This window comes from gamma proteobacterium SS-5 (genome assembly GCA_009497875.2).
Classification (GTDB): Bacteria; Pseudomonadota; Gammaproteobacteria; order Chromatiales; family Chromatiaceae; genus Magnetovirga; species Magnetovirga frankeli.
Window position 1 is genome coordinate 1,665,874 of sequence record CP032508.2, and the last position, 24,788, is coordinate 1,690,661.

Annotated in this window: 19 protein-coding genes; 10 read left to right on the forward strand and 9 right to left on the reverse strand. The window is 65.0% G+C overall.

Translation table 11 applies throughout. The features are described 5' to 3' along the window. Positions 1-29: 29 nt before the first annotated feature. The 9 genes from D5125_17135 to D5125_13100 all read right to left on the reverse strand — a co-directional run bounded on the left by D5125_17135 (position 30) and on the right by D5125_13100 (position 10,915). Positions 30-746, reverse strand: coding sequence for a hypothetical protein (locus D5125_17135; protein ID QPB72255.1), 717 nt, complete (start codon positions 744-746; stop codon positions 30-32). Continuing rightward, positions 743-1,504, reverse strand: coding sequence for a type III pantothenate kinase (locus tag D5125_13065; protein QFY90335.2), 762 nt, complete (start codon positions 1,502-1,504; stop codon positions 743-745). The genes D5125_17135 and D5125_13065 overlap by 4 nt, the downstream gene beginning before the upstream one ends. Then, positions 1,494-2,468, reverse strand: coding sequence for a biotin--[acetyl-CoA-carboxylase] ligase (locus D5125_13070; GenBank protein QFY90336.1), 975 nt, complete (start codon positions 2,466-2,468; stop codon positions 1,494-1,496). Before D5125_13070 ends, D5125_13065 begins: the two co-directional genes overlap by 11 nt. Then, the gene (locus tag D5125_13075) at positions 2,450-4,300 is read right to left on the reverse strand and encodes a M61 family metallopeptidase (protein ID QFY90337.1); all 1,851 of its coding nucleotides are present in this window, start codon (positions 4,298-4,300) and stop codon (positions 2,450-2,452) included. The genes D5125_13070 and D5125_13075 overlap by 19 nt, the downstream gene beginning before the upstream one ends. A 186-nt stretch (positions 4,301-4,486) precedes the next feature. Then, entirely contained in the window at positions 4,487-4,873 is a 387-nt protein-coding gene (gene gcvH / locus D5125_13080) for a glycine cleavage system protein GcvH (protein ID QFY90338.1), read from the reverse strand. A 126-nt stretch (positions 4,874-4,999) separates the two neighbouring features. Further along, positions 5,000-6,088 (reverse strand): glycine cleavage system aminomethyltransferase GcvT, encoded by a 1,089-nt coding sequence (gene gcvT / locus D5125_13085; protein QFY91159.1) that lies wholly within the window; start codon positions 6,086-6,088, stop codon positions 5,000-5,002. A gap of 173 nt (positions 6,089-6,261) precedes the next feature. Beyond that, complete coding sequence (locus tag D5125_13090) at positions 6,262-8,157, reverse strand: EAL domain-containing protein (protein QFY90339.1); 1,896 nt, start codon at positions 8,155-8,157, stop codon at positions 6,262-6,264. 102 nt (positions 8,158-8,259) lie between these two features. Then, a complete protein-coding gene (locus D5125_13095) occupies positions 8,260-10,173 on the reverse strand; it encodes a PAS domain-containing protein (protein ID QFY90340.1) in 1,914 nt (637 codons plus the stop codon). An 82-nt stretch (positions 10,174-10,255) separates the two neighbouring features. Continuing rightward, positions 10,256-10,915 (reverse strand): HEAT repeat domain-containing protein, encoded by a 660-nt coding sequence (locus tag D5125_13100; protein ID QFY90341.2) that lies wholly within the window; start codon positions 10,913-10,915, stop codon positions 10,256-10,258. A gap of 360 nt (positions 10,916-11,275) precedes the next feature. Between D5125_13100 and D5125_13105 the strand changes: the two genes are divergently transcribed. The 10 genes from D5125_13105 (at position 11,276) to smc (ending at position 24,779) form a co-directional block, all read left to right on the forward strand. Then, positions 11,276-12,517 carry a LarC family nickel insertion protein gene (locus D5125_13105; protein ID QFY90342.1) on the forward strand — a complete coding sequence of 414 codons (1,242 nt, stop codon included), beginning with the start codon at positions 11,276-11,278 and terminating at the stop codon, positions 12,515-12,517. A 321-nt stretch (positions 12,518-12,838) separates the two neighbouring features. Beyond that, on the forward strand, positions 12,839-14,551 hold the full coding sequence (locus tag D5125_13110; GenBank protein ID QFY90343.1) for a SulP family inorganic anion transporter: 1,713 nt from the start codon (positions 12,839-12,841) through the stop codon (positions 14,549-14,551). A 51-nt stretch (positions 14,552-14,602) separates the two neighbouring features. Continuing rightward, positions 14,603-15,217 (forward strand): BMC domain-containing protein, encoded by a 615-nt coding sequence (locus tag D5125_13115; GenBank protein ID QFY90344.1) that lies wholly within the window; start codon positions 14,603-14,605, stop codon positions 15,215-15,217. Between the two features lie 168 nt (positions 15,218-15,385). Beyond that, positions 15,386-15,940, forward strand: coding sequence for an NUDIX hydrolase (locus tag D5125_13120; GenBank protein ID QFY90345.1), 555 nt, complete (start codon positions 15,386-15,388; stop codon positions 15,938-15,940). A gap of 300 nt (positions 15,941-16,240) precedes the next feature. Next, entirely contained in the window at positions 16,241-17,686 is a 1,446-nt protein-coding gene (gcvPB, locus tag D5125_13125; GenBank protein QFY90346.1) for an aminomethyl-transferring glycine dehydrogenase subunit GcvPB, read from the forward strand. A 261-nt stretch (positions 17,687-17,947) separates the two neighbouring features. Continuing rightward, positions 17,948-18,886 (forward strand): carbohydrate kinase family protein, encoded by a 939-nt coding sequence (locus D5125_13130; protein QFY90347.1) that lies wholly within the window; start codon positions 17,948-17,950, stop codon positions 18,884-18,886. 110 nt (positions 18,887-18,996) lie between these two features. Beyond that, a complete protein-coding gene (locus tag D5125_13135; GenBank protein QFY90348.1) occupies positions 18,997-20,091 on the forward strand; it encodes a hypothetical protein in 1,095 nt (364 codons plus the stop codon). 137 nt (positions 20,092-20,228) lie between these two features. Then, the gene (locus D5125_13140) at positions 20,229-20,726 is read left to right on the forward strand and encodes a dihydrofolate reductase (protein QFY90349.1); all 498 of its coding nucleotides are present in this window, start codon (positions 20,229-20,231) and stop codon (positions 20,724-20,726) included. Continuing rightward, on the forward strand, positions 20,716-21,120 hold the full coding sequence (locus D5125_13145) for a CZB domain-containing protein (protein QFY90350.2): 405 nt from the start codon (positions 20,716-20,718) through the stop codon (positions 21,118-21,120). The genes D5125_13140 and D5125_13145 overlap by 11 nt, the downstream gene beginning before the upstream one ends. Positions 21,121-21,194: 74 nt before the next feature. Next, a complete protein-coding gene (gene smc, locus D5125_13150; protein ID QFY90351.1) occupies positions 21,195-24,779 on the forward strand; it encodes a chromosome segregation protein SMC in 3,585 nt (1,194 codons plus the stop codon). Positions 24,780-24,788 lie beyond the last annotated feature (9 nt).

Genomic DNA, 24,788 nt, shown 5'->3' on the forward strand with positions numbered 1-24,788 from the left:
AGGCTGGGGATTTTAACCTAGCCTTGGGGCTATTGCACGGGGCTTCGTTGCTCTTGTTGCTCCTGGGGCTGGGGGCATTGGCTGGCACGTATGAGTTGGCGTTGGGGGTGGTCCAGGCCCAGGGCTTGCAGGTTGAGCTTGGGTTGCTTGCTGGGGAAGTCGAGCCAGTAGGTGGGGTTGGCGTTGGTTTGGGCCTGGATTTGCGCTGGTTTGCCAGGCGGGCGCTGGGCTTGGCGCTGTTTGGCCTGCGTTTCGGTGTCGAGTATCTCCAGCAGTTGCTGGCCTTTGTATTTTCCTTGCAGGATCAGGCGGGTTTCTGGCGGGCTGGCCCCGGCCTCGCCTTGTTGCAGCAGCCAGTAGCGGGTTCCGGCTGGGGTTTCGCGGATCTGGGGTTGGGCTGAGATCTCCTTGAGGCGGGCCATGAGGCCGACGGCGGTCAGTTGGCTGGTTAGGGGGCCGTAGCTGTAGCAGTAGCCTTGTGCGGATGACGCGGCTGGCTCGGCGGGTGCTGGGTCGGATAGAGGTTCTGGGTCTGGGACGAGTTCAGGTTCAGGCCCAGGTTCAGGCTCAGGCTCCAACTCGCGTGCGGTCAGGGCCGATGCCGGTGCCGGGGTGGGCCGTTCGGCATAGAGCAGTATATCGCCGCCGGGGATGGGTTCTGCCCCTTGACCCTGTCGCTGCTGCTGGATGAGCAGGAACAGCCCGAGGTTGAGCATCAGCAAGAGCACTACCAGGACCTTGCTCATGGGCCGACACCCCTGCCTTGCTGTTGGGCGATGAGGGCCAGGCCCTGGAGCAGCAGGTGGTCGATGCGTTGATGGTCGAAGCCGAGCAGGGGCGCGATCTGTTCGGCATCGCCGCCGGTGAGCAGCCAGCTGTGACCGGGGGCATGGCGCTGGGCGACCAATTCTATCGCCCCCAGACAGGCGAGCAGGGCACCCTGGCCGATGGCGTTGGCGGTGTCCGTGCCGGGCTCTAGCCTGCTGCCGATAAACGCGGTGGGCGGGATGGCGGTGTTCTGCAGCAGACAGCGGCCCATGCTGGCCAGGCCAGGGATGATCCAGCCGCCCTGGTGCTGGCCCTGGGCATCTACCAGGTCGAGGGTGATGGCGGTGCCGGCATCCACCAGGGCGACTGGACCCTGGCAGTGCTGATGGGCGGCAATACAGCCCAGCCAGCGGTCGTTACCGAGCCTTTCCGGCTGGGCGTAGCCGTTGCGCATGCCGGGGTAAGGCTGGGTGCTGGTGAAGAAGAAGGGGCTGATGCCCCAGGCCTGCTTGATCCACTGGCGCAGTTGCTGATCGCGCTCGGCACCGGCGACGCTGCAGATCATCACCCGGCCCGGCCGCAGGCCTTGCCAGTGCTGTTGCAGCAGGGCTACCAGGTTGAGATCACGGTGGCTGAAGGCCTGCACCGGCCCCGGTGAGTTGGTTTGATCGGCCTCCAGCACGGCCCATTTCAGGCGGCTGTTGCCCAGATCGACGAGCAGGCAATCAGACGCCACGCAGGGAGACCTCGCCGCTGTGGTGGCGCTGCAGGCCCTCGGCGGTGCGCAGCAGCAGGGCACCGTCCTCGGCCACCCCGGCGCAGATGCCCTGGCTGAGGCCGTCGTCACCGCGCAGCAGACGCACCGGCTTGCCCTGGAGCTGATCCAGCGCCGGCCAGTCGGCCAGAAAGGGTTGCAGGCCCTGGCTGTCGTACTGGCTCAGCCCTTCGAGCAGATCGGAAAGCAGCAGGCCGGCGAGGGTGGAGCGTGGCGGCGGATGGCCCAGCGCCGCCAGATCGACCCAGGGCTGATCCAGGTCCTGGCCCCAGCCCGGTGGCATCCGCACATTCAGGCCCAGGCCTATGACCAGGTTGCTCGGCCCCTCGCCCTCGCCGCTGAGCTGGATCAGCACCCCGCCGAGCTTGCCCTGAGGGGTGAGCAGATCGTTGGGCCATTTCAGGCCGACGCTGGCAAAGCCCAGGGCACGCAGACGCCGTGCCACCATCACCCCCACCGCCAGGCTCAGGCCGCCCAATTGCTGGGGTGGGCGGGGCGATGGCCAGAGCAGGGAGAAGGTGAGATTGGCGGCGAAGGGAGAAAGCCAGCAGCGGCCGCGCCGACCCCGCCCGGCGGTCTGGCGCTCGGCCAGGCAGGCGCTGATTCTTTTATCGCCGGACAGGGCGCGGGCCATGAGCTGGCTGTTGGTGGAGTCGATCTCGTCGAACAGCTCCAGGCGCTGCAGCAGACCGGTGGCCCTGGGGCTGAGCTGGCGCAGGATCTGGGCCTTGTCGAGCAGATCCAGCGGCTGGCCGAGGCGATAGCCCTTGCCCTTGATCGCCTCCACCGGCAGGCCCCAGAGGGTTTGCATACGCTGGATTTGCTTCCACACCGCGGTGCGGCTCAGGCCCAGCTGCCCGGCCAGGCGCTGGCCGGAGTGGCAGCGGCCATCGGCGAGGATGCGGATCAGTTCTGGTGCAGCCATGCGCGGCGGCGCTCCTGTTGCTGGGTATGGGTGTCGGCATCGGCCAGCAACCAAAGCTCGGCGCACTGCGGGCTGCCAGGCCGCAGGGGCAGGCTGCGCTGCAGCAGTTGGTCGCCGCGGAACAGATGCAGGGGCACACTGGCCTGATCTGTCACCAGCCGGGACAGTTGCTGATCCAGGTTGGCGGCATCGAGCCTGAGGCCGTCGATGGCCAGGAGCAGATCGCCCGCCGCCAGACCGGCCTCGGCAGCCGGGCTGTCTTCGTGCACCAGCAGGACCTCGACCCCTTGTGGATGGGGTTTGAAGCCGATGCCGAGCCAGGGCGGTCCGCTGGCATCAGTCGAATCGGGTGATCCTGAACCGACTGGGCGCAGCCCGCCGGGGTCCTGCTGCTGACGTGGTGGCCGCAGGGCGAAGCCGACCCCCACATCCGCCAGCAGGTCCGCCAGGTCCTGCTCCAGGGGTGCGGTGGTCTGGGTCCAGCGGTGCAGTTCCTCGGCCAGGTCGATGCCGCTGGCCTGTTCGATGATACCCGCCATGGCCTGCTCGGCCACGCCGATGCCGGTCTTGCCGAAGTTGTGCCAGAGATGGCGCATGACATCATCGAAACTGTACTCGCCATCGCTGAGCCGGCGCAGGCTCAGATCGATCAGCATCACCACTATGCCGCCTTTGACGTAGTAACTGACGATGGCGTTGGCGGCGTTCTCGTCCTGCTGATAGAACTTGGTCCAGGCATCAAAACTGGATTCCGCCAGGCTCTGGCGCTGGCGGCCCTTGCCACGGAAATAGCGGGTCAGGTTCTTTGCCAGCATGTCCAGGTAGTCGCTCAGCGGGATCACCCCAGCGCGCACCAGCGCCAGCTCGTCGTAGTAGGATGTCACTCCTTCCACCAGCCAGAGCAGTTGCGAATGCACCTCGCGGCTCAGGTCCGGCTGCAGATAGGCCTGGGGGCAGATGCGCTTGCCGTTCCACAGATGAAAGTATTCGTGGCTGCAAAGGGCGAGAAACTGACGGTATTTGTCGCTCAGCTTAGCCGGGTCCGGTTTCTCCAGATCACTGCGGGCGCAGATCAGGCTGGTGGAATTGCGATGCTCCAGGCCGCCATAGCCCTGGCCGACCAGCTGCAGCAGAAACAGGTACTGATCCTCCACCGGCAGCTCGCCAAACAGCTCGACGTGGCAGGTGCAGATGGCCCTCAGGGCCTGGCTGATGGCCTTGAGATCGGCAAAGTGGCGGCCGCTGACGGCTAGCCGATGGGGCACGCCCTGAACGCTGAACAGGCAGACCTCAGGCTGGCCCATCTCCACCGGATGGTCGATCAGCTGGCTGTAGCTGTCGGCGGCATAGCGGCCAAAACCCTGGGCATCGGTGTGCAGGGCGGGCAGGCCGGTGAGCAGTTGCCAGGGCACTTTTCGAGTCCCGAGTCCCGAGTCCCGAGTCCCGCGTGGCTCAAGAGGTGTTTCATCTTCCCGCTCGGCGCTGGCTGCGAGATTATCCCTGGGAGGAATCAGATCAACCTCATAACCTCTGCCATCATCCGGCCAGGGCTGGAGAAACAGCGAGGAGCCGTTGAAAAAGCCATGGCTGTCATCCAGATGGGCACCGCGCACGGACAGATCGAAGGCATACACCAGATAGACCAGGCCAAAGCCCAGCCCACGGTTGCGCACCCGCCAGCGGTGCTTGTCCAGCTTCTCCCAGGGGCAGGGCGCATCGGCCTGGAAGGCGGCAAATTCGAGGATGTTGCGGGCAAAATCGCGAATCTTGTAGGAACCGGGCAGCCAGTTGGGCAGGTGCAGCTCGGTCCACTCCAGGCCGTTTTCGGGCACTTCCAGGCACAGGCGGAACTGATGATGCAGCGCCGAGTGGACCTCGACGCGGAAGCTATAGGGGGGCAGGGGGTTGATGCTTGTCTCCTGGGTTTAGCTGGATTCGGCGGTCAAGCAGGTGCTGAATGTGTCGTCTGTGAGACCTGGGTTGCCCTGTAAGCACCCTGGCCGAATGCCTTGTTTGGCTCACGCATCCAGCTGCTCCAGGTAGGCCTCGGCATCCAACAGATCTTCCAGCTGTGTTGGGTCGTCCATGCGGATGCGCAGCAGCCAGCCGTCGTTGAAGGGGGATTCGTTCACCGTCTCCGGGCTGTCGGCCAGGACCGGGTTGATGGCGATTACCTCGCCGCTGACCGGGCTGTAGATATCCGAGGCGGCCTTGACCGATTCCACCACGGCGCATTCCCGGCCGGCCTCCAGCCTGCTGCCCGGTTCCGGCAGTTCGATATAGACCAGATCCCCCAGTTGACCCTGGGCGTGGTCGGTGATGCCTATGCTGGCGGTGCCATCGCCCTCGTTGCGGATCCATTCATGGCTGCTGGCGTATTTCAGGTCATTGGGCAGTGGGTTCATCTGGCTGTCCTGGTTGGTTGGCTGAGGTTGAGTTCAACTTGAGTTGGACGAAGCTGAACGAGTGCACAGGGTACGCAAACCGGGCTTGACTTGTCACCCCCCGGCGTTGTCTGCCTGCGGATCGGTTCAGAAATCAAACATGGCCTTGCCGTTGCGCAGAAAGGGCAGCTTTACCCGGCGCAGGGGCAGGCGTTTGCCGCGCAGATCCACCTGTATCTGCTCACCGGCATCGGCGCTGACCCGGGCCATGGCGATGGAGCGTTGCAGGCTGGGCGAGAAACCGCCAGAGGTGATCTCGCCCACCGGCCGCTCGCCGCTGAACAGGGCCATGCCCTGGCGCAGCACGCCCTTGGCCTCCAGCAGGAGGCCGGTAAAATGGCGTCGCTGGGGGGCATCGGCGATGCGCTGCAGGGCCTCGCGGCCGATGAAGGTGCGTTCCTCGGGCTGCCAGGCAACCGTCCAGGCCAGGCCGCATTCCAGCGGACTGATGCCCTCGTCCATGTCGTTGCCGTACAGGTTCATCCCCGCCTCCAGGCGCAGGCTATCCCGCGCACCCAGACCGCAGGGGGTGATCTCGGCCTGTAGCAGGCGCTCCCACAGCCCCTCGACCTGGGACTGGGGCAGCATGATCTCCAGGCCGTCCTCGCCGGTATAGCCGGTGCGGGCGACGAACCAATCGCCCTGGCCAATGCCGTGAAAGGGCGCAAGCCCGGCCGCCTCGCTCAGGCCCGGCGGCAGCAGGGGCAGGGCCTTGGCGCACGCGTTTGGCCCCTGCACCGCGATCATCGCCAGCTCCCGGCGCGAGGTCAGTTCCAGCCGGTAGCCGTCGGCCTGACGGGTCATCCAGCCGAGGTCCCGGTCGGCGCTGGCGGCGTTGACCACCAGCCGGTAGGCATCCTTGGCGACAAAGTAGCAGATCAGGTCATCCAGGACCCCGCCTTGCGGGTTCAGCATACAGCTATACAGCGCCTTGCCGGGCCTTTTCAGGCGTGCCACGTCGTTCGCCAGCAGTTTTTGCAGGAAGGGCCGGGCATCGCGGCCGGACAGGTCGATCAGACGCATGTGAGAGACATCGAACAGCCCGGCATCGCGCCGTACCGCCAGGTGCTCGCTCAGCTGAGAGCCGTAGTGCAGCGGCATCTGCCAGCCGGCAAAGGGCACCATGCGTGCGCCCAGGGCCAGGTGGCGGGCGTGGAGCGGGGTCTTTTGGGTCATGGCGTTGGGCGTGTCCGGTAGCGGGCCGGTGGTCATTTTAGCCTGAAAGTCTGTGAGGCACAGTCTATGAGTGATGCGCTCATCTTACCTGCAAGAAGTGCGCTGGAATGAATGCGGCCACTCCCTCAGTTTGTTTTACTGGTGAGGGGAGAGGGAAGCCGAGGCCTGAGCGGTTAGTTGTCAGGCTCAATGCTGGCGTTGTTGCGCCCCAGCAGGGCCTCGAACTGCTCCAGTGGCAGTGGGCGGCTGAACAGGAAGCCCTGGTAGAGGCGACAGTTGTGTTGCTGCAGGAAGGCGCGTTGGGCCTCGTTCTCCACCCCCTCGGCGATCACCTCCAGTTGCAGGCTGCGGGCCATGGAGATGATGGCCTGGGCGATGGCACCGTTGTTGCGGCTGTGCGGTAGGTTCAGCACAAAGGTGCGGTCGATCTTGAGCTGATCCAGCGGCAGGCGGCTGAGGTAGGACAGGGAGGAATGGCCGGTGCCGAAGTCGTCCAGGGCGAAGCGGATGCCGCGCCGCTTCAGCCGCAGCATCTTCTCCACGCTGTCGCCCAGGTCCACCAGCATCATGCTCTCGGTCAGTTCGATCTTCAGCCGATTGGGGTTCGCGCCCTGTTCGGCCACCAGTTGCAGCACCTCATCGGCAAAGCCGATCTGGCGGAACTGGCGCGCGCTGACATTCACCGCCAGTTGCAGCTGGGCGCTGGCCGGTGACGCGCTCCAGGCCTTGAGCTGGGCGCAGGCATGTTCCAGCGCCCAGCGGCCGATGGGCAGGATCAGGCCGGTCTCCTCGGCCAGGGGGATGAACTGGTCCGGCGGCACCAGACCGCGCTGGGGGTGCTGCCAGCGCAGCAGGGCCTCGGCCCCGACGATGCGCTGGGCATGGTCCACCTGGGGCTGGTAATAGAGCAGGAACTGGCCCAGCTGCAGGGCCTGGTAGAGATCGGCCTCAAGCGCGCTGCGCTCGTCCAGGGTTGCCTGCATGGCCGGGTCGAAAAAGCGGATCTGGTCGCGGCCGGAACGCTTGGCCTGGTACATGGCCATGTCCGCCTGTTTCAGCAGGCTTTCCACGCTGCAATCGTGGTTCCAGAACATGCTTGCGCCGATACTGGCGGAGCTGTGGAAATCACCCCCTTCCAGCGGGTAGGGCTCGGCCAGGCTGAGGCGAATCTTCTCCGCCACCTGGCGGGTCTGCATCCCGGCCTCGGCCAGGTCCTTGCCCAGGTTCTCCAGCACCACCACGAACTCGTCGCCGCCCAGGCGCACCACGGTGTCGGCGGCGCGTACCTGGAGCTTGATGCGCCGCGCCACCTCGATCAGCATCTGGTCGCCCACGCCGTGGCCACGGGTGTCGTTGAGGGCCTTGAAGTTGTCCAGATCGAGAAACACCAGCGCCCCGCGCAGACCGCTGCGGCGGCTGCTGTTCATTGCCTGATGCAGGCGGTCGAGAAACAGGGCGCGATTGGGCAGCCGGGTGAGGGGGTCGTAGTAGGCCAGGCGATGGATCTTGGCCTCGGCCTCCTTGTGCTGGGTGATCTCGGAGAAGGTGCCGACATAGTGACTGACCTGGTTGTCCAGGTCCATCACGGCGGAGATGGTCAGCCATTCGACAAAGATGTCGCCGTTCTTGCGCCGGTTCCACAGCTCGCCCTGCCAGTAGCCGGTGGTGTGCAGCACGCGCCACATCTCCTGGTAAAACTCGACGCTGTGGTGGCCGGATCTGAGCAGGTGGGGGGTCTGGCCTATGGCTGCCTCGGCGCTGTAGCCGGTGAGCAGGCTGAAGGCGGAGTTGACGCGGATGATGCTCAGGTGGGCGTCGGTCACCATCATGCCCTCGCGGGACTCGAAGGCAACTGCGGCAATACGCAGATCGGCGAGGGTTTCACGCAGCTCGTCGGCGATCTGCTGGAGCGCCTCGTTCTGCATCTCCAGCTCGATCTGGTGTACCTGCAGCTCGTGCAGCAGGCGCAGCCGATCCACCTCATCCTGGGGTGGGGGCAACTGACACTCCGCCAGCCGAGCCTCGGCCTGCTGGCGCAGCTCGCTGGGGGTGGGTGTTTGCGCTGGCATCAGTGGCTTGCCTTTCTGGGGACGCGGAGATCAGTTTTTCAGGTTCCACGCAAAGCATCTTTCAACTCTGCGCACTTTGCGCTTCTCGGCCCACTCTGCGTCCTAAATAGGCTTGGCTTCATGGGCCCTGAGTTGGGCCTCCAGTTGCTTGATGGCGGTGATGTCGATGAAGGTGATGACGACGCCGTCGATGAGATTGTCCTGGGTCCGGTAGGGCATGATACGGACACGATACCAGCGGCCATCGTGGGTGGCGAGGGCTTTTTCCTGGAAGACCAGGCTGCGCAGGACCTCGCTGGCGTCCGCGCCCAGTTGCGGGTAGTCCAGGTCGCTGTTCAGATCGGACAGGGGGCGGCCGATATCGCTGGGGATCAGCTTGAACAACTGGGTGGCGTGCGGGGTATAGCGGCGCAGCTGCATCTGGCCGTCGAGAAACACGGTGGCGATCTCGGTGCTGTTGAGCAGGTTGGCCATGTCGTTGCGCACGCTGATGAGGTCCTCCACCCGCGCCTGCAACTCGGCGTTGAGCGTCTGCAACTCCTCGTTGAGCGACTGCATCTCCTCCCGCGAGGTGGTCAGCTCCTCGTTGGCCGATTGCAGTTCCTCGTTGGTGGATTGCAGCTCTTCGTTGCTGGATTTGAGTTCCTCCACCGTGGTCTGCCTCTCCTCCCGGGCGATCTGCAGGGCCTCGCGCGCCTGCATCAGCTCCTGTTCCAGGGCGCTGCGGGACTCTGCCAATGCCGGTTTGCCGGCGCGCCGACGCCGGGCCATGGCCACGTCCTTGAACACCAGCAGCACGCGCCCGCTCAGGGCCTTGGGTTGGCTCAGCGCCAGTACGCTCAGATCGATAATCTGGGTGCCGCCGTTGGTGCCCACGCGCAGGCCCTTGAGTTCGATCGGCCGGGACTGGCCCTGGGCCTTGCGGATCACCCCGATCAGCGCTTCGCGCAGGCCCTCCCGCGCCATGGCGTGGATGTTGACATTGGTGCGGCCGGCGGCCGGTTCCAGGTACTTGCCGGTGCGGCCGCTGATGTAGAGGATATCGCCCTCGCTGTTTACCAGTACCGCCGCCGGGGCGAACTGCTGCTGGATCAGCTGATCGGTGAGCTGGCCCAGGTGTTCGGGCTCCGTCCCCGGCAGCGGCGGGTCGTTTAGCGGCGGATAGGTGGGCGGCTGGGATAGCGGCAGCGCGGTCAGGGGCAGGGGTTGGTTCAGCCGCCGATACAGATGGGTCTGCTTGCCCGATGGGCTGGGCAGCGGGCTGAACAGCTCGGCGTGCTGACCCACCGCCTCGGCGTTGCCGAGCAGGAGCAGGCCGCCGGGCTTGAGGGCGTAATGGAACAGCGGCAGCAGCTTGTGCTGCAATGGGCTGGCGAAGTAGATCAGCAGATTGCGGCAGCTGAGCAGGTCGAGCTTGCCAAACGGCGGGTCGCTGATGATGTTCTGCACGGCAAACACCAGCATCTCGCGGATCTCCTTGCGGATGCGGTAGCCGCCGCCCTCCTCGGCGACAAACCAGCGCGCCAGCCGCTCGGCGCTGACATCGGCGGCGATATCCTCGGCATAGACCCCACGGCGGGCGCGCTCTATGGCCTCGGGGTCCAGGTCGGTGGCGTAGATCTGCAGGTGAAAGCGGCCCTCGGGCTTGAGTTCATGCAGGCACTCCTGAAACAGGATCGCCAGGGAATAGGCCTCCTCGCCGGTGGAGCAGGCCGCTACCCAGGCACGCAGATCGGCCCCCTGGGGGTGGGCGGCGAGCAGTTGCGGCAGGGCCTCCTGGGCCAGGATCTGCCAGATCTCGGGGTCGCGGAAAAAGCGCGTGACGCCAATCAAAAGCTCCTTGAACAGCAGCCCCAGCTCCTGCTGGCTGGTCTGCAACAGGTGCAGATAGGCATCTATCTGGTCCAGCTGATGCACCGCCATGCGCCGTTCGACGCGCCGCTGCAGGCTGCTGTTCTTGTACTGGGAGAAATCATTGCCCGAGTACTGGCGCAGCAGGCGCAGGATCTGCGTCATGGGCTCGGGCTGCTCGGCAGCCGGTTGCCGCTGCGGGGTCGGTGGGGGGGCGGCCTTGGGGTCTGGGCGGTGTGGTTTGATGTCAGCTTGCCTCGCGGGGCCTGTCGGCGTCGAGCAAGGCCAGGGTCTCGGCGGCGATCTCGCGCACCTCGGGGTTGTCGTCCTGCAACAGGGGCCGGATCAGCGGCCGGTCTGCGCCATCGCCCAGCACCCCCAGATAATGACAGGCATCGGCGCGTACCTGGGAGTCGGCAGCATCGAGCAGTTGCCGCAGCGGCGGACGGGCCGCGGCAAGCAGGGCCGGGTCTGTGCCGATCTCCTCGATCAGGGCACCGATGCCGATGCGCAGGGCCATGGGCCGCTGCAGGTCGCCCAGTAGCGGGATCAGCCCGCCCAGCAGGTCGGGCCGTTGGCGCACCTGTTCCACCGCCTGGGGCAGCTGCCGCTGGCCCAGCAGATGCAGCAGATAGGCCTGATGGCCCCTGCCTTGGCTCAGGGCCTGAACGAACTCCTCCAGCGCCGGTTGCTGCATGACGCCGGTGAAGACGAATTCATCCAGCCGCCACCAGGGCACCGAGCGCACCCCCAGGCGCTGGGCCTGCTCGGGCAGCTGGCTGATGTTGATCAGCTCCAGCCGACCGATGCGCCCCTGCTTGAGCAGCTTGCTCAGCTGGTCGAGCATCACCGGGCAATGGCTGCAACCGGTGGCGATGAGTAACAGGGCCTGGGGTATGGGGTTCATGGGTCGGGCCTGAGATTGGCTGGCGTTGACCGGAACCTTAACCCAGAGGGCCGCCTGGGCAAAGCCATTGGACAAAAAACCTGCCTGATTACCCACTAAAGCTCAGCCGATCAGGCAGGTCAGCCGAGGGCATTGTGGTGGGAGGGCAGCTTGCTGCGCGAACTGGCAGCTGCACGTACAGCCTGATCCGCGATGCCCTGTCAGGTCGCCCGGCAGAGCCGGCCTCCCACCCCAAGCTGTGCGCTGCCAGTCGAGCCGAGATAATGGCTGAGATACACGGGTAATCAATAAAACCTTTGCCAGCCCGGCCATTCTTTGCGACCTTTGTCTTCCGTTGAACCGACCCTGGAACTCCAACCCATGCACCTACACCTGAATCCTATCGGCGGCCTGGCGGGCGATATGTTCTGCGCCGCCTTGCTTGATCTGCGGCCGGAGCTGTTTCCCTCGCTGCGCCCCCTGCTGATGCAGCTGGGGCCGCCGGCCGGGTTGCGCATCGGCCTGGGGCAGGCCAGCGGCGACCTGCATGGGCGGCATTTCCTGGTGCGGCTGGAGGCGCAGGGGCAGGCCCCGGCGGGGCACGCCCACAGCCATTACCGGCAGATCAAGGCCCTGCTGCAAGGGGCCGACCTGCCCGCCGGGGTGCGGCAGCGCGGCCTTGACATCTTCCGCCTGCTGGCCGAGGCCGAGGCCCAGGTGCACGGCGTGGCCCCGGATGATGTGGTGTTTCACGAGCTGGGCAACTGGGATTCCATCGTCGATATCCTCTGCGCCGCCTTCCTGCTGGAGCAGTTGGATATCCAGACCTGTAGCTGCGGGCCCCTGCCCCTGGGCGCGGGCCGAGTCAACAGCCAACACGGCTGGCTGCCCCTGCCGGCACCGGCCACGGCCTACCTGCTGCAGGGCATGGAGCTGCACCAGGATGGCGTGCCGGGTGAGCGGGTAACCCCCACCGGGGCGGCCATTCTGCGCGCCCTCGACCCCGCCCCCATGCCTTCTGGCCGCCTGCGCGGCAGCGGCTATGGCTTTGGCAGCCGGCAACTGCCGGGGCTGCCCAACTGCCTGCAGGCACAGTTGCTGGAGGGTGCCGATGGGGCCGATGGGGTCGGTATCTATAGGCCTGATCAGGTGTTGGAACTGGTCTTTGAGCTGGATGACCAAGGCCCCGAGGACCTGGCCATTGGCCTGGAGCGCATCCGCTGCACGCCCGGCGTGCTCAGTCTGCTGCGTCTGGATGCTGTGGGCAAGCAGGGGCGGCCCTGCTGGCAGATCCAGGTGCTGGCCGAACCCGTTGCCGCCGAGCGGGTCAGGGAGGCCTGCTTCCGCGAGACCCGCAGCCTGGGCCTGCGTCATCGCCTCAGCCAGCGCTGGACCCTGCAACGGCGCTCGACCTGGGTGGGGCAGGCCGACCGCCTGCTGGGGGTCAAACTCAGCCGTGGCCCGGATGGCTGGCAGGCCAAGACCGAAAGCCGTGACCTGGCCGCCGTAGCCGGTCAGCGGCAACGCCGAGATCTGGCCCGCCAGGCCGAGGCCGAGGCCCTGTCGGGGCTTGGCACTGCCTCATCCCCCCATGCGGTCAGAGGACAGAAAACAGATGACTGAGGCGCTTTGCGCCAGGTTTATTGATCTGTCGCGTAGCGACGCAAAATTCTGTCTTCCGTCCTCTGTCTTCCGTCCTCTTTCTTCAGGGGGATACGCCGGAAGATGCCGTGCGGGCGCGCCGGGCCAAGCTGATGGCCGCCTGAGCGGGTAGCGAACGCAGGCGCTACGGCCCGCGTTCACGCACAGGACAAGGAACCTGGCGGATTTAGCCTAATCAATCGACAGTTATCGACAATTATCGATAGGTTAGATCGAAACTATCTCTTTTTATTTACCCCCCCGCAGGGCTTATAAAACAGCCTGAGTAGCGGAGGGGAAGGCATGCGCCTGTTCAACGAGATCCGATTCGACAATCTGCGCGGTGATCTGTTCGGCGGGGTCACCGCGGCGGTCATCGCCCTGCCCATGGCCCTGGCCTTTGGCGTGGCCTCGGGTGCCGGGCCTGCGGCGGGGCTTTACGGTGCCGTGCTCATCGGTCTGTTTGCCGCCCTGTTCGGCTCCACGCCGACCCTGATCTCTGAACCCACCGGGCCGATGACGGTGGTGATGACGGCTGTCATCGCCAGCCTGATTGCCGCCAACCCGGAACAGGGCATGGCCATGGCCTTCACTGTGGTGATGATGGCCGGACTGTTGCAGATGCTGTTCGGTGTCCTCAGGCTGGGCCATTATGTGACCATGATGCCCTATACCGTGGTATCGGGCTTCATGACCGGCATCGGCGTGATTCTCATCATCCTCCAGCTTGGACCCTTTCTCGGCCAGGCCACGCCGACCGGTGGCGTGCTGGGCACCCTGGAGTCCCTGCCCCGGCTGTTGGCCCAGGTGCAGCCGGCCGAGACCGGCCTGGCCCTGCTGACCTTTGCCCTGCTGCTGTTTTTTCCCCAGCGCCTGCGCCGCTACATGCCGCCACAGCTGCTGGCCTTGATCCTGGGCACCCTGATCGCGGTGTTTTTTCTCACCGATCTGGACATCCGCCGCATCGGCCCCATCCCCACCGGCCTGCCCGAACTGCAACTGCCGGTATTCAGCGCCGCGCAGTGGCAGACCATGCTGATCGATGCGGTGGTGCTGGCGGTGCTGGGCAGTATCGATGCCCTGCTGACCTCGGTGATTGCCGAGAACCTGACGCGCAAGGAGAGCAATGCCAATAAGGAACTCATCGGCCAGGGGATAGGCAATCTCGCCTCCGGCCTGTTCGGCGGCATCCCTGGCGCCGGTGCCACCATGGGCACGGTGGTGAACATCCAAACCGGTGCCACCTCGGCCCTGTCCGGCCTGACCCGCGCCCTGTTGCTGCTGATCGTGGTGCTCTGGGCGGCGGATTTGACCGCGCAGATCCCCCTGGCGGTGCTGGCCGGCATCGCCCTCAAGGTGGGCGTGGATATCATCGATTGGGGCTTCATCAAGCGCGCCCACCGGGTTTCCCTGCGTGCCGCCCTGATCATGTATGGGGTGATCGGCCTGACCGTGTTCGTCGATCTGATTGCCGCCGTGGCCATTGGCGTATTCATCGCCAACCTGCTGACCATAGAGCGCATGGCCCAGCTGCAGCAGGAGGCGGTGAAGGCCATCCGCGACCCCAACTCGGCCGAGCTGAGCCGGGATGAGCAGATGTTGCTGCGCCGGGGTCAAGGCAAGATCCTGGTGTTCGCCCTGGGCGGGCCGCTGTTCTTTGGCGTGGCCAAGGCCATCTCGCGCCAGCAGGCGGTGCTGGCCGAGCATGAGGTGCTGATCGTCGATCTGACCGAGGCACCGACCCTGGGGGTATCTTCCTCCCTGGCCCTGGAAAAACTGATTCTGGACGATCTGGAACAGACCATCCCGGTGTTCCTGGTCGGCATGCAGGACTCGGTGCGCAAGCGTCTGGGCCGTCTTGGCGTGCTGCAACCTCTGCCTGCCGAGCACCTCTGCGCCACCCGTCAGGAGGCCCTGGAGCAGGCCTATCGGCTGATCGACGGCCAGCCCCTGCTCGCCAGCGGTACCCGCCAGGAGGGCGAGGCCCCGGACGCCAAACCCATGGTGCAGGTCTGAGATGAATCCCGGCATCACCTTGGCCCAGTACTGGCGGCGGGAGGGCAGGGCATGATCAGCCTGCGCACCTACGTCTATGTGGACTCCCTGCAGCCCCAGTTGGCGGCCTACATGGCCACCGTATCCCAGGGCTTTCTGCCGGTGCCCGGTGATGCCTGCCTGTGGATCGAGGTCTCCCCCGGCATGGCGGTGCATCGCCTTACCGACCGGGCGCTGAAGGCCACCCGGGTGCATCTGGCACAGCAGGTGGTGGAGCGCGCCTACGGCTCCATGGTGATCCATCAGCGCGATCAGGACGATGTGCGCGAGGCCGGACGGGTCCTGCTGGGCAGCATGAATTCCCAGGTAGAGGATCGGGAGCGGCCACGCATCGCCTGGCAGGAGATCATCCGGGGCATGACCCCGGACCACACAGTGCTGATCAACCGTCAGGACCGGCGCGGTTCCATGATTCTGCCCGGGCAGAGTATGTTCATCCTCGAAACCGAGCCCGCCGGCTATATCATCTATGCCGCTAATCAGGCGGAAAAGGCGGCCAGCATCAACCTGATCGATGTACGCGCCGTGGGGGCCTTCGGTCGCCTGATCCTGGCCGGCAGCGAGGCCGATGTGGACGAGGCCGCCGGCGCTGCCCTGGCAGCGATGGAACGGCCATCGGGGACTTGAAGACAAAGAGGACGCAGAGATCGCAGAGAAGCGCAGAGAACGCTGAGGATTAGATTTTTCTTCAAGCACCAGCAATGTAACTCTTCGACCTCCGCGCTTCTTTGCGCACTCCGCGTCCTGATTTGCGGTTTTATTCAGGATTTTCCGGGTAACTCACTAAGGCCAGCCATGCACCGTCAAGAACTGCTGCAACTGCTCAGCCGCTACCGCCCGCACAACAATGCCGAGGCCGGCTATCTGACGCGCACTCGGGCCTTTGTGCAACAACAGCCCGATTGTTTCGACAGCTGCCTGGCCGAGGGCCATGTCACCGGCTCCGCCTGGGTGGTCAGCCCGAGCCGGGAGCGGGTGTTGCTGTTACACCACTGCAAGCACGACCAGTGGTTTCAGCCCGGTGGCCATGCCGATGGTGACCACGACATCCTGCGCGTTGCCCTGCGCGAGACCCATGAAGAAACCGGCCTGCCGCCGGAGCAGATTCGACTGGTGGATGGCGAGGTGTTCGATCTGGACATACACCAGATCCCCGTCTCCCACCGGGGCCCGGCGCACCGGCATTACGACGTCCGTTTTCTGGTGGAAATCGATGACCGAATCCCGGTGCCGGGCAACGACGAATCCCACCAGATACTCTGGGTACCCCTCTACCAGGTAGCACGCTACAATAACAACCTATCCACCCACCGCATGGTGGAAAAGACCCGCAGACTCAGGGGGGATTGAGGTTGGTCTCCCCCTTGGTAAACCTATAAACCGCAGATTACGCCGATTATCTCAGATTAAATTATGTGTTTTCATTAGGTTAGAATGACTTAGCCAGCCACCCGCTGGGTCAGTGGGCGCACTTGGCAAACACACTGAAAAATCTGTGTAAATCGGTGAAATCTGCGGTTCAACCGCTCTTTTTTAGGGTAAAGGGGGAACTTGGGTCTCTCGCCTTAGAGATGAGAGGGGGCAAGTGGTTACCCCCTGTGTATCAATTGGGCTCTGCGCCCCGCTTTCACCCCTATAAAGGGTTAGACCATGCTGATTTTTGACCACTCCAGGCCCGGTCGGAGGGCCTTTGCCCAGGCCCCGGTTGTGGCTGCCGATGTCTCTGCCATCCCGGCCCATTTGCGCAGGCAGCAACCGGCGGCCTTGCCTGAGGTGTCAGAGATGCAGGCGGTGCGCCATTACACCCGCTTGTCGCAGAAGAATTTTTCCATCGATACCCAGTTCTACCCCCTGGGCTCCTGCACCATGAAGTACAACCCCCGTGGCAGTAACGGCCTGGCCATGCTGCCGGGGTTGGTGGATCGCCACCCCTACGCGCCGGACAGCCACAGTCAGGGGTTGCTGGCCTGTCTGTTTGATCTGCAGGAGATGCTCAAGGCGGTCACCGGCATGGCAGCGGTATCCCTGACCCCGGCAGCGGGCTCCCAGGGTGAGTTTGCCGGCGTGGCCATGATCCGCGCCTATCATGAGTCCCGTGGCGATGGTGCGCGGCGGGAGATCCTGGTGCCCGATGCCGCCCACGGCACCAACCCGGCCTCGGCGGTGATGTGCGGCTATCAGGTGCGCGAGATCCCCACCGGCGCCAACGGCGATGTCGATTTGGAAGCGCTGAAACAGGTGCTGGGGCCGCAGACTGCTGGGATCATGCTCACCAACCCTTCTACCCTGGGGGTGTTCGAGCGCAACATCCGCGCCATTGCCGATCGGGTGCATCAGGCCGGTGGTCTGCTGTATTACGACGGCGCCAACCTCAACGCCATCCTCGGCAAGGTGCGTCCGGGGGATATGGGCTTTGACGTGATGCACCTGAACCTGCACAAGACCTTCTCCACCCCCCATGGCGGTGGTGGGCCGGGGGCCGGGCCGGTGGCGGTCAACGCCCGTCTCGAACCCTTTCTGCCGGTGCCGCTGGTGGCCTTCGACGGCAGCAGCTATCGCTGGCTGGAGGAGGCCGAGCGCCCGCAAAGCATAGGTCGGCTATCGGCCTTCGCCGGCAACGTCGGCATACTCCTGCGGGCCTATGTGTATGCGCGCATGCTCGGTGCCGAGGGCATGAGCCGGGTGGCGGATTACGCCACTCTTAATGCCAATTACATGCTCAAACGCTTGCAGGCCCTGGGCTTCGATGCGCCCTATGCCGAGCGCCGCGCCAGCCATGAATTCATCATCAGCCTGAAACAAGAGGCCAGGCAGCTGGGGGTGACGGCGATGGACTTCGCCAAGCGCCTGCTGGATCATGGCGTACATGCGCCCACCACCTACTTTCCCCTGCTGGTAGCCGAGTGCCTGCTGATCGAGCCCACCGAGACCGAGAGCCAGGAGGAGTTGGACCGTTTCATCAGCGCCCTGATCCAGATCCGCGACGAGGCACGCAATAACCCCGAGCAGGTCAAGACCGCGCCCCACAGCCTGCCGGTACGCCGCCTGGACGAGGTACGCGCCGCCCGCGAGCTGGACCTGGCCTGGCGGCCCTAGTGAGACGGCCCTGGGACGCAGAGAACGCCAAGTAGCGCAGAGAGCGCAGAGGGATAAAGGCTGGGTTCAAGCCGTGGTCTGAATAGCTGTGTTGGCTGGTCTTTTTAGCGTCCGGGGTGATGCAGCATTGCCGCACTGCTACACTCTGCGTCCTCTGCGCTTCTCGACTCGGGCTTCCTGCTTCGTCCTACCTCCTGCATCCCTGCAGTCGTTTGCGCCCTCTGCGTCCCTTGAAATCAAGCCATTATTACGGAGTTAGCCATGTCGGCACTGATCTGTGGTTCCTTTGCCTTTGACACCATCATGGTGTTCCCTGACCGTTTCAAGAATCACATCCTGCCGCAGCAGGTGCATATTCTCAACGTCTCCTTCCTGGTGCCCGAGTTGCGCCGGGAGTTCGGCGGTTGCGCCGGTAACATCGCCTATAACCTCAATCTCCTGGGCGGCGATGGCCAGCCCATGGGCACCGTGGGCGAGGACTTTGCCTCCTATGCCGAATGGCTGGACTTGCAGGGGGTGGATGGTCGGCACATCCGCGTCATCCCGCAGACCTATACCGCCCAGGCCTACATCACCACCGATCAGGACGACAACCAGATCACCGCCTTCCATCCTGGGGCGATGAACGAATCCCACCAGAACCGGGTCGATCAGGCCAGCGGCGTGACCCTGGGCATGGTCTCGCCCGATGGCCGTCAGGGCATGCTCGATCACGCCGAGCAGTTTGCCGCCGCCGACATCCCCTTCATCTTCGACCCCGGTCAGGGCATGCCCCTGTTCAACGGCGAGGAACTGGCCCGCTTTGCCGATCTGGCCAGCTATCTGGCATTCAACGACTACGAGGCCAAGCTGATGCAGGAGCGCACCGGCAAGTCGCCCGAGCAACTGGCGCAAAACGCCAGGGCGGTGATCGTCACCCTCGGCGGCGAGGGCTCGCGCATCTTCACCAAAAACGACTGCTTCGAGATACCGCCCGCCCCGGCCAGCGCCCTGGAAGACCCCACCGGCTGCGGCGATGCCTATCGCGCCGGGCTCATCTACGGCATCATGAACGGGCTTGACTGGGCCCTGGCCGGGCGCATTGCCGGCCTCATGGGGGCGATCAAGATCGAGCACAAGGGTACCCAAAACCACCGCTTCGAACGGGATGAATTCGCCAGCCGTTTCCGCCAGGCCTATGGCTTGGAGCTGGGGCTCTGATCCAGCCAGCGGATGACCGCGGAATTCAGCAGATTGCCAACCCCGGCACATTTTCCCCCAGTCAAATCCACTATGCTTGAGGACATCAGAGAATACCCAGGAGCAGCACCATGTCCTTCAGCGATACAGACACCCACTTCAGCGCCAGCACAGGGCTGCGTTCTGCCCTGGAAAAGACCTCCCGCTTCGTCAAGATGGGTGCCTGGCAGATGCGCATGCAGTCGCGCTACGGCAAGGTGGAACACCTCAAGTACAAGAAGAATCGCCTGCGTCTGATGCTCGGCCCGCACGGCAGCGGTGCCGCCTGGCTGGCCAGCAACCTGATTCGAGTAGAGCGGGGCATGCCCTTCTTCAACACCCCCCTAAGTCGCCTGGAACCGCACATGATCGAGGCCGATGGCCGCTGGAACCTGCCCTTTGACTACATGAAGGAGACCTTTGGCAAACACCCGGCGGAACACCTCTTCGCCCAATTGGTGTCCCTGGACGAAAACGACCTGCTGAGACAGAGCAGCAATCGCCTCAGCCTGCGCAACGCCAATCTGGATCAGATCCTGGTGCACGAGGCCCAGGGCCTGCTCATGGCCGAGGCCCTGATCCGTACCTACAACTGCCCGACCCTGCTGGTGGTGACCGACCCGGTCTATGCCATCGACAAGGCCCTGGTGGATATAGGCCCGGAGCGGATGGCCAACTACCTGCAACAGGAGTTCCGCTCGGTGGGCGATCCCGCCTTTCTGCTGCGCTTCATGGGCAGCAAGACCCGTGGCTTTCGTAAGGTCTATCAGCGGATTCGTGACATGCCGGACGGCAATGAGGCGCACAGCTATCGCCAGATCCTGAGCCTGGCGGCGATCAACCGCATGTTCACCAAGCTCGCCGGACTCTATGCCAAGGTAGAGAGCCTGACCCTGCGTGACCTGATCCTCACCCCCAACAAGATCTACCAGCTGGGGCTGATCGGCGCGCAACCGGTCCAGGGCGTGCTGGTGCCCAAGGTGGATTTTCGACCCGACATCAGCAGCATCACCGCCAGCATGACCGGCCGCCCCCAGCGCCTCAGCCCGGAGCAGACACGCCAGGCCTACCAATTTCTGGCCGAGGCCGGCCTCGCCGAACAACGGCCCATGCTCAACATCGGCGAGCAATTCAGCCAGCAGCAGGAGGCCAACCCAAGGCTCGCCAGCAAGGCAGGGGTGGCCTGAGCATAAAGGCCAAAAAAAACCCAGCGGCATGTGGGATAATCCACCCCGCACGGTTCGCTGGGCATGGCCGAAGCGAACCGAGCCAAAGCAAGAGGATAAGCGGTCACGCAGAGCCAAACACCCACGCCAAAAACCACATGAACCCAGCCCCACTCAGCCTCATCGCCGCCATGGCCGATAACCGCGTCATTGGCCGTGATAACCGCCTGCCCTGGCACCTGCCGGCCGATCTGGCCCACTTCAAGCGCCTCACCCTGGGCAAGCCCCTGCTTATGGGGCGCAAGACCTGGGAATCCCTGCCCGGCCTCCTGCCCGGCAGGCCGCATCTGGTCATCAGCCGCAACCCGGCCTATCAGGCTCCAGGTGCCCGCTGCTTCACCGACCTGAATCAGGCCCTGGCCGCCATCCAGGCCGAGGAGATCATGGTCGTAGGCGGTGCCGAGATCTACGCCCAGACCCTGCCCCTGGCCCAGCGGCTCTACCTCACCTTGGTGCACATGCAGGCCGAGGGGGACTGCCGCTTCCCGGCATTCGATGCCGACAATTGGCGGCTGATCGAGCGCCAGGACCATGCCGCCGACGTCAAGAACCCCTATGCCTACAGCTTCCTGCACTACAGCCGCCATGCTGCTTGACATCAATCACGCCCGCATCGTCCATCTGGAATGGGAGCTCAAGCTGGAGGAGACCCTGCAACGCGGCCGCCGACCGCTGAAGATTGTCAGCCACCACAACTGCATGCTCGGCGTCTGGCTCTATACCGAGGGCCTGGTCAAATACCGGCAAACCCCGGAGATCCTGCGCCTGGAGGAACTGCACCACAACTTCCACGATCTGGCGCAGCAGGTCGCCGATGCCCATGCCGAAAAGCAGCCCGCGCTGGCCCAGGAACTGTTTGAAGAATTGCAACTGGAAAGCCGTGAGATCGTCTATCTGCTCACCCTGATCGAACTGCGCATACTGCGGCAAAAACGCCGCTTCCACCTCCTGCGCCACCCGCTGCGCAGCCTGCGCAAGCTGTTTTCCTGAGGTCCAGGATGCCAGACCCACAACCCCGCTTTGCTCCTTGTGCCCTGTCAGGGTGGCGGGTATCTTAGCCCGCCATGCGCCTTGAGAAGATCAAAATTGCCGGCTTCAAATCCTTCGTGGAGCCCACCACAGTGCTGCTGCCGTCCCATCTGGTGGGCGTGGTCGGGCCCAATGGCTGTGGCAAATCCAATGTCATCGACGCCGTGCGCTGGGTCATGGGGGAAAGCTCGGCGAAGATGCTGCGCGGTGAATCCATGGCCGATGTCATCTTCAACGGTTCCACCTCGCGCAAGCCGGTGGGCACCGCCAGCATCGAGCTGGTGTTCGACAACAGCGACGGCCGCGCCGGTGGCCAATACGCCAGCTACAACCAGATCTCGGTGCGCCGCAGCGTCTCCCGCGATGGTCAGTCCGGCTATGCCCTGAATGGCATGCGCTGCCGCCGCCGCGATATCACCGACCTGTTTCTGGGCACCGGCCTGGGGCCGCGCAGCTACTCCATCATTGAACAGGGCATGATCTCGCGCCTGATCGAGGCCCGCCCGGAGGACCTGCGCCTGTTTCTGGAGGAGGCGGCCGGCATCTCCAAATACAAAGAGCGTCGGCGCGAGACCGAGACCCGCATCCGCCACACGCGGGAGAACCTGGACCGCCTCAACGACCTGCGCGAGGAGGTGAGCAAGCAGCTGCGCCACCTGGAGCGCCAAGCGGCCACGGCGGAGAAATACAAGACCCTCAAGCAGCAGGAGCGGCGCGGCAAGGCCGAGCTGCTGGCCCTGCGCTGGGCCCAGCTGGCGCAGGAACACCACCAGGCCGAGACCGCCATTGCCCAGCAGGAGACCCAGCTGGAGGCCCGGCTGGCCGAGCAGCGGCGGCTGGAGGCGGGGCTTGAGCAGCTGCGCGAACAGCAGCTGGAGGGCAACGACCGCTTCAACGCCGAGCAGAGCAGGTTCTATGCCGTGGGCGCGGAGATCTCCCGTCTGGAGCAGCAGATCCGCTTTGCCCGGGAAAACCGGCAACGGCTGGAGCGTGACCTGGGCCAGACCCGGGCCGAGCTGGAGCGGGTGCAGGAACACCAGGGCCGCGACCAGGCCGGGCTGGAGGAAAAGACCGCCCAGCTGGCCGAGCGCCGCCCCCAGTTGCAGCTGCGCCAGGAGGAGGAGCAGCAGATCGCCGCCGAGCAGCAAGCGTACGAGCAGCAGCTGCACGGCTGGCAGGCAGACTGGGACGAGTTCAATCAGCGTGCCGCCCAGCCAGCCCAGACCGCCCAGGTGGAACGCGCCCGCATCACCCAGCTGGAGCAGCAGCAGGACCAGTTGCAGCGCCGAGGCCAGCGTCTGCAAGAAGAGCAGAGTCGGCTGGAAAGCAGCGCCGATCAGGCCCGTCTGGAGGGCCTGGAGCTGGACCTGGCCGAGGCCCAGGAGCAGGCGGATCAGGCCGAGCAGGCCCTCAGCGAGCAGCTGCTGCAGATCGAGCAGCGCCGCGAGCAACTGCGCCAACAGGAACAGCAACTGCGTCAGCGGCAGAACCGTAACAGCGAGCTGGCCGGGCGCATCGCCTCCCTCAATACCCTGCAGCAGGCCGCCCTGGGCAAGGAGACCAAGGGCGATCAGGGTCGGCGTCTGGTCGAGCTGGGTCTGACCCAGGCGGCGCGCCTGGCCGAGCAGCTGCAGGTCGAGCCGGGCTGGCGTCAGGCCCTGGAGGCAGTGCTCGGGCCGCGCCTGCAGGCCATTTGCGTGGAGGACCTGGACGCCCTGGGGCTGCGCTTGAGCGCCGATGAGCCGAGCCAGCTGTGTCTGCTGGGGTGTGGATCGGGTGGAGAAGGGGCGACCAGCGCCCATCTACCCAGCGCCGACCCCGGATTCCGCTTCGCTGCATCCGGGCTACAGTCAGTGGCGGATCTCCCCAGCGACAGCCTGCTGCGCCGGTTGCAGGCCGGCCCGGCCAGCGCTGCCCTGGCCCAGCTGCTGCATGGCGCCCGTTGCGCCGAGTCCAGTGAACAGGCCCTGCAGCGGCGCGGCGAACTGGCCGCTGGGGAGTATTTTGTCACCCCCGAGGGCCTGCTGCTGGGAGCCAACTGGCTGCTGGCCGGGCGGGACCAGCGCAGCGCCGGCGCCCTGCAGCGGGAGGAGGAGTTGCGCGCTCTGGGTCAGGAGGCGGGCCTGCTGGGGGAGGAGATCGAACAGCTGAGCCAGGCCCTGGAGGAGCAGCGCAGCGCCCTGCAGGAGCTGGAGCAGGCCCAGGAGCAGCAGCGTCGGCGTCATGCCGAGGCCGGGCGGCGGCTCACCGAGCTGCGCTCCCTGCGCGCCGGGCTGGTCAGCCGTATCGAGCACGTCAGCGGCCGCCGCCGCGCCATCGACGAGGAGTTGCAGGAGATCGAACAACAGCGCCAGCAGGCCGAGGACGACATCAAGCAGGCGCGTACCCGCCTGCATCAGGCCCTGGAGCAGACCGAGGCCTGCACCGGCCAGCGGCAGCTGCTGATCGAACAGCGCGATGCCCTGCGCCAGCGTCTAGGCCAGGTGCGCGACACGCGCAACCGCCTGCGCGGCCAGGTGCAGGAACTGGCCCTGCAGGTGCAGGCGCTGGATACCGCCTGCGTCGCCCTGGACAAGGCCCAGGCCCAGGCCGAGCAACAGCAGCAGCGCCTGCGGCAGCGGGCCAGTGAACTCAGCGCCCAGCTGGCCGAGGCCGAGGCCCCGCTGCAGCTGGAGCAGGCCCAGCTGGAGGCCCAGCTGGAGCTGCGCTTGCAGGTGGAACAGGCCCTGGCCGAGGCGCGTGATGGCCTGGCCCAGCTGGATCAGCAGTTGCGCCAGTATGAACAGCAGCGCCACCAGAGCGAGCAGCAGGCCAGCACCCAGCGCGACCGGCTAGAGCAGGCGCGCCTGCATCAGCAGGAGTTGAAGGTGCGCTGGAGCACCCTGGCAGAGCAGCTGGCCGAGACCGGCTACGGCAGCGAGGAGCTGCTCGCCCAGCTGGAGCCGGGCCTGGAGCTGGACCAGCTACAGGCCCGGCTGGAGGACCTGGGGCAACAGATCGAACGCCTGGGCAGGGTCAATCTGGCCGCCATCGACGAGTTCAGGGAGCAATCCGAGCGCATGAGCTACCTGGATGCCCAACACGCCGATATCAGCAGCTCCCTGGAGGTGTTGGAGGAGGCCATCCGCAAGATCGACCGCGAGACCCGCACCCGCTTCAAGGAGACCTTCGACAAGGTCAACAGTGGCCTGCAGGAGCTGTTTCCCAAGCTGTTCGGCGGTGGCCATGCCTATCTGCAGATGACCGGCGATGACCTGCTCGATACCGGCGTGTCGGTGATGGCACGCCCGCCGGGCAAGCGCAACTCCAGCATCCAACTGCTCTCCGGCGGCGAGAAGGCGCTCACCGCCGTGGCCATGGTGTTTGCCATCTTTCAGCTCAATCCGGCCCCCTTCTGCATGCTTGACGAGGTGGACGCGCCGCTGGATGATGCCAACGTCCAGCGCTTTTGTAACATGGTGAAGGAGATGTCTGATAAAGTGCAGTTCATTTTCATCACCCACAACAAAGTCACCATGGAAATGTCCCATCAGCTGATCGGTGTGACCATGCATGAACCCGGCGTCTCCCGCATCGTATCCGTCGATATCGCCGAAGCCGCCAAGCTGGCGGGTGCCTGAGGAGCGGTC

Excerpts from the sequence above, each read along its gene's own strand:
- D5125_13120 (QFY90345.1), top strand. The coding sequence starts at position 15,386 with ATGCACCGTCAAGAACTGCTGCAACTGCTCAGCCGCTACCGCCCGCAC.
- gcvPB (QFY90346.1), top strand. The coding sequence starts at position 16,241 with ATGCTGATTTTTGACCACTCCAGGCCCGGTCGGAGGGCCTTTGCCCAG.
- D5125_13140 (QFY90349.1), top strand. The coding sequence starts at position 20,229 with ATGAACCCAGCCCCACTCAGCCTCATCGCCGCCATGGCCGATAACCGC.
- D5125_13110 (QFY90343.1), top strand. The coding sequence starts at position 12,839 with ATGCGCCTGTTCAACGAGATCCGATTCGACAATCTGCGCGGTGATCTG.
- D5125_13145 (QFY90350.2), top strand. The coding sequence starts at position 20,716 with ATGCTGCTTGACATCAATCACGCCCGCATCGTCCATCTGGAATGGGAG.
- gcvT (QFY91159.1), bottom strand. The coding sequence starts at position 6,088 with ATGACCCAAAAGACCCCGCTCCACGCCCGCCACCTGGCCCTGGGCGCA.
- D5125_13115 (QFY90344.1), top strand. The coding sequence starts at position 14,603 with ATGATCAGCCTGCGCACCTACGTCTATGTGGACTCCCTGCAGCCCCAG.
- D5125_13070 (QFY90336.1), bottom strand. The coding sequence starts at position 2,468 with ATGGCTGCACCAGAACTGATCCGCATCCTCGCCGATGGCCGCTGCCAC.
- D5125_13135 (QFY90348.1), top strand. The coding sequence starts at position 18,997 with ATGTCCTTCAGCGATACAGACACCCACTTCAGCGCCAGCACAGGGCTG.
- smc (QFY90351.1), top strand. The coding sequence starts at position 21,195 with ATGCGCCTTGAGAAGATCAAAATTGCCGGCTTCAAATCCTTCGTGGAG.
- D5125_13130 (QFY90347.1), top strand. The coding sequence starts at position 17,948 with ATGTCGGCACTGATCTGTGGTTCCTTTGCCTTTGACACCATCATGGTG.
- D5125_13105 (QFY90342.1), top strand. The coding sequence starts at position 11,276 with ATGCACCTACACCTGAATCCTATCGGCGGCCTGGCGGGCGATATGTTC.
- D5125_17135 (QPB72255.1), bottom strand. The coding sequence starts at position 746 with ATGAGCAAGGTCCTGGTAGTGCTCTTGCTGATGCTCAACCTCGGGCTG.
- gcvH (QFY90338.1), bottom strand. The coding sequence starts at position 4,873 with ATGAACCCACTGCCCAATGACCTGAAATACGCCAGCAGCCATGAATGG.
- D5125_13090 (QFY90339.1), bottom strand. The coding sequence starts at position 8,157 with ATGCCAGCGCAAACACCCACCCCCAGCGAGCTGCGCCAGCAGGCCGAG.
- D5125_13100 (QFY90341.2), bottom strand. The coding sequence starts at position 10,915 with ATGAACCCCATACCCCAGGCCCTGTTACTCATCGCCACCGGTTGCAGC.
- D5125_13095 (QFY90340.1), bottom strand. The coding sequence starts at position 10,173 with ATGACGCAGATCCTGCGCCTGCTGCGCCAGTACTCGGGCAATGATTTC.